Origin of the sequence: Lewinella sp. LCG006 (assembly GCF_040784935.1) — a bacterium.
In the GTDB taxonomy this organism is placed as follows: domain Bacteria; phylum Bacteroidota; class Bacteroidia; order Chitinophagales; family Saprospiraceae; genus Lewinella.
This window is the reverse complement of sequence record NZ_CP160680.1, coordinates 1,517,309-1,531,035: the sequence shown is the minus strand read 5'-3', so window position 1 is coordinate 1,531,035 and position 13,727 is coordinate 1,517,309. Positions and strand designations below refer to the sequence as shown.

Below are 13,727 nucleotides of genomic sequence, written 5' to 3'. Positions count from 1 at the left end.
GGTTACGGACGCGCAGGGTTGTACGGATGAAGCGACCTTCACTATCGAAGAGCCTACGACTTTAGAAATCGACCTTAATGCAACGGTGCTTACCGATGCTGATTGTAATGGCTCCGCCACGGGTGCTATCGACTTGGTAGTCACGGGTGGTACTTTACCATACACTTACCTGTGGAACACGGGTGCCACGACCGAAGACCTGAGTGGTCTTACTGCTGGTACGTACACCGTCACCGTTACAGATGCGCAAGGTTGTACAGATGAAGCGACGTTCACGATCGAAGAGCCGACTACGCTTGAGATCGACCTTACAGCAACCGTCCTCACCGACGCCGATTGTAATGGCTCCGCCACGGGTGCTATCGATCTGGTAGTCACGGGTGGTACTTTACCATACACTTACTTGTGGAACACGGGTGCCACGACCGAAGACCTAAGTGGTCTTACTGCTGGTACCTACACCGTCACGGTTACAGATGCGCAAGGTTGTACAGATGAAGCGACGTTCACGATCGAAGAGCCGACTACGCTTGAGATCGACCTTACAGCAACCGTCCTCACCGACGCCGATTGTAATGGCTCCGCCACGGGTGCTATCGATCTGGTAGTCACTGGTGGTACTTTACCATACACTTACTTGTGGAACACGGGCGCTACGACCGAAGACCTCATTGGTCTTACAGCTGGCACCTATACCGTCACGGTTACGGACGCGCAAGGTTGTACGGATGAGGCAACGTTCACGATTGAAGAGCCAACGACTTTAGAAATTGATGTTAACGCGACCGTCTTGACCGATGCCGATTGTAATGGCTCTGCCACAGGCGCTATCGACTTGGTAGTCACTGGTGGTACTTTACCATACACTTACCTGTGGAACACGGGCGCGACAACGGAAGACCTGAGTGGTCTTACTGCTGGCACCTATACGATCACCGTTACGGATGCGCAAGGCTGTACGGATGAAGCGACGTTCACGATTGAAGAGCCTACGACTTTAGAAATCGATGTTAACGCAACCGTCTTGACCGACGCCGATTGTAACGGCTCCGCCACAGGCGCTATCGACTTGGTAGTCACTGGCGGCACTTTACCATACACTTACCTATGGAACACAGGTGCGACAACGGAAGACCTGAGTGGTCTGACTGCTGGCACTTACACGGTTACGGTTACGGATGCACAAGGCTGTACGGATGAGGCAACGTTCACGATTGAAGAACCTACGACGCTTGAGATCGACCTTAACGCTACGGTACTTACCGATGCAGATTGTAACGGATCTGCCACAGGCGCTATCGACTTGGTAGTAACGGGCGGCACTTTACCATACACTTACCTGTGGAACACGGGCGCGACAACAGAAGACCTGAGTGATCTTACTGCGGGCACCTATACGGTCACCGTTACTGATGCACAAGGTTGTACGGATGAAGCGACGTTCACGATCGAAGAGCCGACCACGCTCGAAATCGATGTTAACGCTACCGTCTTGACCGACGCCGATTGTAACGGCTCCGCCACAGGCGCTATCGACCTGGTAGTCACTGGCGGTACTTTACCATACACTTACCTATGGAACACGGGCGCGACAACCGAAGACCTGAGTGGTCTGACGGCTGGTACGTACACTGTCACGGTTACGGATGCACAAGGTTGTACGGATGAGGCAACGTTCACGATTGAAGAGCCGACCACGCTCGAAATCGATGTTAACGCGACCGTTTTGACCGACGCCGATTGTAATGGAGCTGCCACAGGCGCTATCGACCTGGTAGTAACGGGCGGTACTTTACCATACACTTACCTGTGGAACACGGGTGCGACGACCGAAGACCTGAGTGGTCTGACGGCTGGCACGTACACCGTTACGGTTACGGATGCGCAAGGTTGTACGGACGAAGCGACGTTCACGATTGAAGAGCCTACCACGCTTGAGATCGATCTGACCGCTACGGTACTTACCGACGCAGATTGTAACGGCTCCGCCACAGGCGCTATCGACCTGGTAGTAACGGGCGGCACTTTACCATACACTTACCTGTGGAACACGGGCGCGACAACAGAAGACCTGAGTGATCTTACTGCGGGCACCTATACGGTCACCGTTACTGATGCACAAGGTTGTACGGATGAAGCGACGTTCACGATCGAAGAGCCGACCACGCTCGAAATCGATGTTAACGCTACCGTCTTGACCGACGCCGATTGTAACGGCTCCGCCACAGGCGCTATCGACTTGGTAGTCACTGGCGGCACTTTACCATACACTTACCTGTGGAACACGGGCGCGACGACCGAAGACCTCACTGGTCTTACTGCTGGCACCTACACCGTCACGGTTACTGATGCACAAGGTTGTACGGATGAGGCAACGTTCACGATTGAAGAGCCAACGACTTTAGAAATCGACCTTAATGCTACGGTACTTACCGACGCAGATTGTAACGGCTCCGCCACTGGAGCTATCGACTTGGTAGTCACGGGTGGTACTTTACCATACACCTACCTGTGGAACACAGGTGCGACAACGGAAGACCTCATTGGTCTGACTGCTGGCACCTACACCGTCACGGTTACGGATGCGCAAGGTTGTACGGATGAAGCGACGTTCACGATTGAAGAGCCGACCACGCTCGAAATCGATGTTAACGCGACCGTTTTGACCGACGCCGATTGTAATGGAGCTGCCACAGGTGCTATCGACTTGGTAGTAACGGGCGGTACTTTACCATACACTTACCTGTGGAACACTGGTGCGACAACGGAAGACCTGAGTGGTCTTACTGCTGGTACCTACACGGTTACGGTTACAGATGCGCAAGGTTGTACGGATGAAGCGACGTTCACGATCGAAGAGCCGACCACGCTCGAAATCGATGTTAACGCAACCGTCTTGACCGACGCCGATTGTAACGGCTCCGCCACAGGCGCTATCGACCTGGTAGTAACTGGCGGTACTTTGCCATACACTTACTTGTGGAACACGGGTGCGACAACGGAAGACCTCACTGGTCTTACTGCTGGCACCTACATCGTCACGGTTACGGATGCACAAGGTTGTACGGATGAGGCAACGTTCACGATTGAAGAGCCAACGACTTTAGAAATCGACCTTAACGCTACGGTACTTACCGACGCAGATTGTAATGGAGCAGCGACAGGAGCTATCGACTTGGTAGTAACGGGTGGTACTTTACCATACACCTACCTGTGGAACACGGGCGCGACGACCGAAGACCTGAGTGGTCTTACTGCTGGTACGTACACCGTCACGGTTACGGATGCACAAGGTTGTACGGATGAGGCAACGTTCACGATTGAAGAACCTACGACATTAGAAATCGATGTTAACGCAACCGTCTTGACCGACGCCGATTGTAACGGCTCCGCCACAGGCGCTATCGACTTGGTAGTCACTGGCGGCACTTTACCATACACTTACCTATGGAACACAGGTGCGACAACGGAAGACCTGAGTGGTCTGACTGCTGGCACTTACACGGTTACGGTTACGGATGCACAAGGCTGTACGGATGAGGCAACGTTCACGATTGAAGAACCTACGACTTTAGAAATCGACCTTAACGCTACGGTACTTACCGACGCAGATTGTAACGGCTCCGCCACTGGTGCTATCGACTTGGTAGTCACGGGTGGTACTTTACCATACACCTACCTGTGGAACACAGGTGCGACAACGGAAGACCTCATTGGTCTGACTGCTGGCACCTACACCGTCACGGTTACGGATGCGCAAGGTTGTACGGATCAAGCGACGTTCACGATCGAAGAGCCTACCACGCTTGAGATCGACCTTAACGCTACGGTGCTTACCGACGCCGATTGTAACGGTTCTGCGACTGGTTCCATTGACTTGGTAGTCACTGGCGGTACTTTACCATACACTTACCTGTGGAACACTGGTGCGACAACAGAAGACCTGAGTGGTCTTACTGCTGGCACCTACACGGTTACGGTTACAGATGCGCAAGGTTGTACGGATGAGGGAACGTTTACGATTGAAGAGCCTACGACATTAGAAATTGATGTTAACGCGACCGTCTTGACCGACGCAGATTGTAACGGCTCCGCCACAGGCGCTATCGACCTGGTAGTAACGGGCGGTACTTTACCATACACTTACCTGTGGAACACGGGCGCGACAACGGAAGACCTCACTGGTCTTACTGCTGGCACCTACACCGTTACGGTTACGGATGCGCAGGGCTGTACGGATGAAGCGACGTTCACGATTGAAGAGCCTACGACTTTAGAAATCGATGTTAACGCTACCGTCTTGACCGACGCCGATTGTAACGGCTCCGCCACAGGCGCTATCGATCTGGTAGTCACGGGTGGTACTTTGCCATACACTTACTTGTGGAACACGGGCGCGACAACGGAAGACCTCACTGGTCTGACGGCTGGTACCTACACGGTTACGGTTACGGACGCGCAAGGCTGTACGGATGAAGCAACGTTCACAATTGAAGAGCCAACGACGCTCGAGATCGACCTTACAGCAACCGTCCTCACCGACGCAGATTGTAATGGAGCAGCGACAGGAGCTATCGACTTGGTAGTAACGGGTGGTACTTTACCATACACTTACCTGTGGAACACGGGTGCGACAACGGAAGACCTCACTGGTCTGGCTGCTGGCACCTACACGGTTACCGTTACGGATGCCCAAGGTTGTACGGATGAAGCGACGTTCACAATCACCCAGCCAGATGCGGTAGCGATTGATGCAGCGGGTACAGTAGTACAGGCAGTTAATTGTAATGGCTTCTCTACTGGTAGCATCTTCCTGGCTGTTATTGGTGGAACTCCTGATTATACTTACACATGGACAGGCCCTGTAGCTATTGGAGATACTAATAATGCTATGGGCCTTACTGCGGGTACTTATGTGGTCACAGTAACGGATGCCAATGGCTGTACGGATGTTGCAAGCTTTGAAGTCACTCAACCTGCTCCGCTATTGGTGAGCAATGCAGAGGTAAATAATACCAGCTGTGATAGTAATGATGGTAGCATAACGCTTTCTATCGAAGGGGGAACACCAAGCTATACGGTAAGCTGGGACAATGGTATGACGGGAGTTGCAATTTTCGATCTTACGCCTGGTACCTACACCGCTACCATTGAAGATGCCCAAGGTTGTACCTTGATTCAAACTTATACGATTGAGCGGAACTGCTTTGACTTGGCACTCATCAAAACGGTAGCATCTGCTGGTCCGTTTGTGCCTGGTGCCATTGTCGACTTTAATGTTCAGGTAATCAACCAAGGGAATATTGATGCGACACAGGTGGAGATCACCGACTATATTCCTGACGAACTCAGTTTGGTAGGTACTGGCTGGTCACAAAGTGGCAACCTGGCAACCAGCACCATCGCTTTGCTGCCTGCAGGACAAACCACTACACTGACAATTAGTCTACAGATAAGTCCTGACTATGGTGGTGGCAACTTGGTCAATTATGCAGAAATCAGCAGTGCTGACAATGCGCTTGGTTTAGATGATGCTGATTCTGAATTTGATCAGGTCAACAGTGATCCAGGCGGTTTGCCTAATAGTCCTGCCGACAACTACGTCTTGGGTAACGGCACCGGTGCAATCAACAGTGGTAACGCTGCGGGTGATGCCGATGACCATGACCCCGCATTGATAACAGTAACGGCTTTGGTGGATCTTAGTCTGACCAAAACTGTGGACAATACGACGCCATTTGTGGATGATCAAGTGGTTTATACCCTCACGCTGACCAATGACGGGCCTGCCATCGCTACCAATATTGTGGTAGAAGATGTATTGCCAACAGGTTTAACCTACGTCGGTCATAGCGGAGGCAACTACAACAGTACTAATGGCAGGTGGACCGTTACCTCGCTGGCTTCTGGAGAGAGTGTTACCCTGCAAATTACGGCAACCGTAGAAGCTACGGGTAATTACAACAACTGTGCACAAGTACTGGCGCAAGGTCAGCAGGATGTTGACTCTACACCTGGTAATGCTGCTACTCAGCAAGAAGACGATAATGATTGTGCTCCAATTACCCCACAAGCAGTAACAGACTTGTCGCTGGAGAAAACGGCTTCTGTTACAATGGCTACCGCAGGCGATCCTGTGACCTTCACCTTGACGCTGAACAACGCAGGGCCAAGTAGTGCTACGGGGATCACCATCAGCGAACAAATTCCTTCAGGATTTATCTTCAACGGCTCTACGGCCAGTGGTGGTTCTTACGATCCTGCCAATGGCATTTGGACGGTCAATAGCCTCGCGGCTGGTGAAACCGTTACGCTGATCATTGATGTGACAGTAGCTGCCAATGGCGAGTACTGTAACGAAGCTTTCGTTGCCACTGCCAATGAATTTGATGTGGATTCTACCCCCGGCAACGGCGTTGACACCGATGGTGATGGTCAAATCGAAGACGATCCACAGGATGAAGACGATGGTGATGCCGCCTGTATTGAAGTACCTTGCCAGGTAATACTGACGCTGGTACAACAAACCGAGTGTAACGACAACGGTACCCCTACTGATCCGAACGATGATTTTATCAATGTGACGATCCTGGTAGAAGGCATCAATACTTCTGCGGGCTGGACCATGACCACGAACCGTGGACAAGTATTCAACGGCACTTACGGTACCAGTATCACGATTCCATTACTGATTCTAAATCAGGAAGATGAAACGGCCTTTATTACCGTTACCGATAATGGAGACAATGGCTGTACCAATGGCCTGACCATCACCATGCCGGAGGAATCTTGTTCCGAAGACTGTTTGATTTTAGCTGAAATCAGCACGCTGCCATACTGTGATGACAACGGCACACCTAGTGATCCTTCCGATGATATCTACTTCCTAGAGGTAACGGTAGCTGGACAGAATATTGGTGGAGACGGCTGGTTTGCTGTCGATGGACAGAATAACCTGTTTACGGGTAATTACAATCAGCCAAGAATTATTGGGCCTTACACCAACTTTGGTGCCAGTACCTTCAATGTCTTGATCCGGGATGTGGAGAACCCCACTTGTGGACAGTTCTTACTACCTGTTACACCACCGGCAGAAACTTGTTCCGATGCCTGTGCCATCTCTATATCGGTCTTACAACCTGGCCCGATCTGTGATCCTAATGGTACGCCTATCGATCCTTCGGATGACGTTTACTACGTCTTCGTTCAGATCAATGGTGTTAATGGTTCTTTCGCTGGTTGGGAAACGGACGACGAGGGATGGACAGCAGGAGAAGGTGAGTACGGTGGTGTGTTCGAGTTTGGTCCTTATCCGGCCAACCAAAATCATACCATCACGGTATACGATGCCTCTGATCCGGAGTGTGAAGTTTCGATTCCGATTATTGCAACGGGGTCTTGTGAAGATGGTTGTGAATTGACCATCAATACCTTCGCACCGGTTTGTAATGATAACGGTACACCGTTTGATCCTACCGACGATACCTACACCTTCGGAGTGAGAATCATTCCTGCTGGACCTGATGTGTCTAGCACGGGCTGGCGCTTCGTAAACGGCAATGGTAACTTTACACCAGGTGGTGCTTATAACCAAATCATCACCTTGGGGCCATTCCCGATTCCGGCCAACGGAGCAGACACGACCTTCCAGATTGCGGACAACGCCTACATCAGTTGTAGAGACGAGTTCACGATCACACCTCCAGCACCTTGTAGCTTGTTGAGCTGTAACATGGATGCTCAGGAAGTGGCCAAGCGTTGTGACAACAATGGTACACCCTTTGACCCAAGTGATGATGTCTTCTACTTTACCCTTCTGGTAAACGGAAACACCTCTTCGGGTTGGACCACGACGACCTCCGCTGGTACGACGGGTGGTGCTTACGGACAAGCAGTAGAAATTGGGCCGTTCCCGGTTGGCCAAGATGTGACCTTTACAGTCACTGATCTGCAATACCCTGCAGATTGTAATCAAAGCCTGACGGTAACTACGACCGAAACCTGTGAAGATGAGCGTACTTGTATCATCGATATTGAAATCATTCAAGATTTTGATGATTTGAATACGCCACTGGACCATACCGACGATGAATACGATATTACCTTCCTGATTACCAATGGTGGACAAGGTGGTGATTATCGATTGGTGATCTTCAACGGGCCAACCCTCATCGGAACCTTTGGCGAGCCACTGGTACTTGAGAACTATACCGCTAATGAAGATGTGAGTTTCACAGTTACTGATCTTCAAGACGAAGATTGTACTGCCATCGGTCGCTTCTTCGGACAGACGGTCGTAGGAAATTATACTTGGATTGACGCTGATGGTGATGGTATCCAAGATCCAGGCGAAGACCCACTGGCAGGTGTTGAGGTGATCCTGAGTGGATTTGATCTGGAAACTGGTTTGCCTGTAAACGAAGTAATGTTTACAAATGCTGATGGATACTACTTGTTCACCGACCTCAATCAGGGGCTTTACCAGGTAACCTTCGTTCTGCCTGATGGCTATAGCTACACCCTCCTTAACCAGGGTACAGAAGCTGTGGACAGTGATGCTGATCCTGCCATGAATGGTATGACGGCCAGCCTGCCGCTGTCTAGTGCTATGGCTTACCTGGATTTGGATGCTGGTTTTGTGCCAGTATCAGATTGTGTGATCAGTGCTGTAGAAGCAACGGTAACCTGTATCGACAATGATTTCTTCCGGGTCGTCATTCAGCTGGAAGGCACCGGCGCCACTGGCTGGACCGCCACGGATAATGTACTTGGAGCGTCGCAGTCAGGCACTTACGCAACTTCGTTTGAGCAAGTTTACAGCACGCAAATTTCTGGCCCGATTCTCATCACTTTCGCCGATGCGGATGATGAAAATTGTTTGACCATCGTGAGCATTGAAGTACCGTCTGATTGTGTTGATCCGCCACCTTGTGCCATTACCATTACTTCTCAAGTTTTTGAATGTAATGATGCTGGAACACCTGAAGCGGGTGACGATACCTTCTCGGCGTTCTTTGCGGCAACGGGCACCAATACGGGTGATTGCTTTACCTATACCCTCAACGGTGAGGTGCTGACGGGCACTTACGGCTTGCCTGTATTCCTGAGTGACCTACTGGTTGCCAATGGCAATGTCGTGATTGATGTGGTAGACTGTAACTCACCAGACTGTACCGTACAATTGATCCTACAAGCACCAGCTCCTTGTTCACAAGAGGAATGCCAAATTTCTTTAGGAACAGTGAGCACTACTTGTGCCGGAGACAACTTTACGGTAAGTATACCTGTAACAGCCATTGCAGGAACGAGCTGGGTAGCTATAGACAACATGAACAACACCTACAACGGTGTTTATGGAGTGGATTTCGTGGCGCAGTACCCTGTTTCACTGAACAACTCCGTGTTGCTGACCTTCTTCGACGCTGCTGATCCAAGCTGCTTGCAGAACATTAGCATTGAGGTACCTCAAGATTGTATCCCTGATCCTTGTACGATCAGTGCCAGTGTTGAGGTCATGCCTTGTGACGATCAAGGTACACCTAATGACAATGACGATACCTATGCTGCCACTTTCGTGGTAACTGGCAACGGCACGGCGGCTTGCTTCAACTACGAAGTCAATGGCACCAGCTTTAGCGGCAACTACGATGAAACCATTACACTACAGAACCTGCTGGTAGCTGCTGGTAGCTTTGATATCATCATCACCGATTGTGATGACCAAAGCTGCACGATAACTGAAACAATTGTACCACCGAGCAGCTGTTCAGATCCTTGTGCCCTGACGGTTTCTTCTTTCAACTTCGGTTGTGAAGGAGCTAATACCCCTTCTCCTGATGATGATATTTTCTCAGGACTCTTTACGGTGTCGGGCGCTAATGTTGGTACTTGTTACACTTATACGATCAATGGAGAAACCTTCGTAGGTACTTATGGCCAGCCAGTGCTTACCGGACCATTCCTGATCAGTGCGGGCGATGTGACGATTGATATCGTAGACTGCAACTCGGCTATTTGTACGACCCAGCTCGTGTTGATTGCACCAGCACCATGTTCGGTGGGAGTGACTTGTGTGGTGGAATGTCCTGAAAATGTAGATGCGGTAAGCTTAGGCCTGGCTTGTGGTGATCTGGATCAGATCTTGAACAACCCTGCCAGCCTCAGCCTTACGGGTGAACCTACTATCGCTGGTGATGACTGCCTCATCGTGGAAACGACCTTTGTTGACGAAGTCATCAGCGAGGAAGGTTGTAACGGGGTAACTATCCTACGTACCTTTACGGTAAATTATGGACCTGGTAACCCTTATACCTGTACACAGTTGATTTCGCTCAACGATAATACAGCACCGGAAGTGAGCTGTGCGCCTACCAACTTCTTTGATGAAGAATTAGGGCAGGAGCTGATCCTCTTCCCGGTTGATGTCTTTGAATGTACGGCCACCATTGAAGTTCCTTACCCCACCGTTACCGATGCTTGTGGCTCTGGATGGTCGGTGGTTACAGAACTTACAACCCTTAACGGAACAGTACTGACAACCATCGGTGCCAACGAGCTTCGCTTTATTCCTGATCTGGCGATTGGCGATTACCTGTTGCGCTACTACGTTACGGATGATTGTGGCAATGCTGCTGCTCCTGTATCGTGTCGCATCCGGGTGACGGACCAGGATCCGCCAACGGCGATCTGTGTGAGCGGTCTCAACGTTTCGGTGGGTGCCTTTGGTTTGGCTCGCATCTATACGGCTTCCGTAGACAATGGCAGCTATGACGATTGTGATTTGGATCGGATTGAAATTCGCCGAATCTTCACCCGTGATCCTGCTACTTGTGATACGCTGCTGACACCCATCTACAGCGATTGGGGCAACTACGTTGATTTCAACTGTTGTGATGCTGGCCTATACGTAACCGTAGAGTTGCGGGTAGTAGACCTTGCGGGCAACGCTGATACTTGTTGGACGGAAGTACTGGTGCGTGACAACACCCTACCTTTCTGTACCAGCTTATTCAACGAGACGGTCACTTGTGACGAACTGCCTGCCGATTTCGATCCTTACAGTACTGCTGACCTGGCCGCGCGCTTTGGTAGCCCTGAAGTTGTCGACAACTGTTCGGCGGAAGCGGTTGAGTTGCCGCCGGTAGTGAACCTCAGCGATTGTGGTGCAGGCACGATTATTCGTCGCTTTACTGCGATCGACCGGGCGGGCAATGAGTCCGCTTCGATCTTCGAGCAGTTGATCACCATCGAGTACATCCTTAATTACAATATACGCTTCCCGAAAGATGAAATCACCAACTGCTTCCAGGAGATTCCTGGTGCGGAGGCCTTCAATGTGGGTTGTGATTCAATTACGGTTGATTATGTGGATACCCAGTTGACGGTAGAAGGCAACGAATGTTTCTACATTGCTCGGACCTATACCGTTACCAACTGGTGTGAATGGAATGGCATCGATCCTCCTCAGATCATCTCTCGCGATGAAGATTGTGATGGTGTTGAAGGAGAAGAGGCCGTCTGGGTGCTTCGTCGCCCAACAGCGGCTTACGTAGATCGTGATGCTTTCTTCAATAATACCAGTCCTACGATTGGCGAACGCGGACAAAGCTGTACCGGTACGCTGAACCCACTGGGTTACTGGCGCGAAACCACCAGTACCGGAAAATGGCAGTACACGCAGCGGATCAAAATCTTTGACAATGCCGCTCCTGTCGTTCAGTTTACCGCACCAGCACCTATTTGTACAGATACAGCTGCTTGTGAAGTGATGGTAGACCTGCCGTTTACGGTAATCGAATACTGCTTGCCAGACGCGATGACCTTCACGATTGGCTTGGATCTGAGTGCCAATGGTACCATTGATCAGGTGCTCCAACCAGCAGATGTCCTTTACGGGAATGGTATGGACTTCAGTATTCGTGCATTACTACCTCTAGGTTCTCACCGGATGCAGGTAGGAATTACCGATGGCTGTGGCAACACGACCAACATTGTGATTCCGTTCCAGGTTGTTGATTGCTATATTCCTGAACCCAACTGTTTCACGGGCCTCAACGCTATTCTACAAGACCTGCCCGCAGGTACGGATATCAATGGCGATGGCGAGATGGATGTAGCGGGTCTGGAACTCTTTGCTAATCAATTAGCAAGCTGTAATATTCTCGAATGCAACTTACCTCTGCGTTTCTCCGTAAACAGAGAAGGAGAAATGCCGAATATGAACCAGGAAAGTATCGGCCTGACCTGTGACGATCGTCCGGGAGTGCGTCTAGAAGTATACGTATGGGATGGGGCTTATAATCCTTATTCGGTACAACCTGATGGAAGCTTGGGCGGACCAAACTACACGATGTGTGTCGTTGACGTGAATGTCCTGGATACCGAAGGTCACTGTAATGACTGTGTGGATGGTGATATGACCTTGGGTGGTGATATTTACACGATGAATTCGGAGGCCATTGCCGGGGTGGAAGTTAAGTTGGAATCGACCATTCTACTGGAGATGATGACGGAAAGCGAAGGCCGTTACGAATTTGAAGATTTGCCGGCCGGAGAAACGTACGTTATCCGTCCTTACAAAAATGATGACACGCCTAATGGCATTAGTACCCTGGATATGATTCGTATTCAAAACCACCTCTTAGGAGTGCAGATGCTTACGAATCCGTACCTGTTGATCGCGGCGGATGTAAACAACTCGGGCTCAGTGACGACCCTGGATCTCATCCAGTTGCGGCGCTTGATCCTTGGGGAGATCAATACTTTCGCTAACAACACCAGCTGGCGCTTTGTACCTGCGGACTTTGTGTTCCCGAACCCAACGAATCCTTGGTCTTCACCGTTCCCTGAGTGGATCACTGTGAATTCACTGGATGGTTGTTTGTACGCTCAGAACTTCATGGGTATTAAGATTGGCGACATCAACGGTTCTGCCAATGCTGCCCTGGGCGGCTTGCACAACGGTGATGAGCGTAGCAGCCTTCCAGCCTGGAACCTGATGTTGGAAGACACTAAGGTGAAAGCTGGACAAACTTACCGCTTGGCGCTAATGAGTAGCGAGCTTGATAAGGTAGAAGGATTTCAGTTTACCTTAGATTGCAACCAGGAGCAGTTGGAAATTCTGGAGGTGGAAGAAGGGTTGTTGCGCCAGGATAACTGGGGTAAAACACTTCAAGCACGAGGATTACTGACGGTAAGCTGGGAACGCAACGGCGTATTGCCCAAGGAAGATCGCCTGCTTACCCTGGTTGTTAGGCCAAAAGCTTCAGGGCAGATTGCTGATTGGATACAATTAAGCCCAGGCTACACAGTGGCGGAAGCTTACGAACGTGGCCTTGAAAACCGCGTAATGAATATCGAATTAGGCTACTTCGGTCAAGCAAGTACCGGAATGGCACTGTATCAGAATATTCCTAATCCGGTAACTGCACAAACGTTGATTCCGTTTGATTTGCCGGAAGATGGGCCAGCGATTATCGAAATTCATGATATCAGCGGACGCAGAATACTGACTATCCGTGATGAGTTTACAGCGGGCGCCAACGAAGTGAGAATCAAAGCTGGGCAATTGCCCAATGGCTTGTATTCCTACACCCTTCGTTTTGGAGGCCAGCAGTTGACTCGCAAAATGATTGTAACAGAATAAGTATATTAGTGTACCTGGTACGATGTGCCAGGTACGCTAATTTAGCTAAAGTTTTAGGTACCCCACACTATGATTAACACCT

1 protein-coding gene (cut by a window edge) is annotated in these 13,727 nt (G+C 50.4%); it reads left to right on the top strand.

Translation table 11 applies throughout. The features are described from left to right. Positions 1-13,645 carry the end of an SdrD B-like domain-containing protein gene (locus AB0L18_RS05165; RefSeq protein WP_367391510.1) on the top strand. 26,228 nt of this gene lie to the left of the window's left edge, so the window shows 13,645 of its 39,873 coding nt (coding positions 26,229-39,873); the start codon falls outside the window, past its left edge; its stop codon occupies positions 13,643-13,645. The last annotated feature ends 82 nt before the right edge of the window (positions 13,646-13,727 follow it).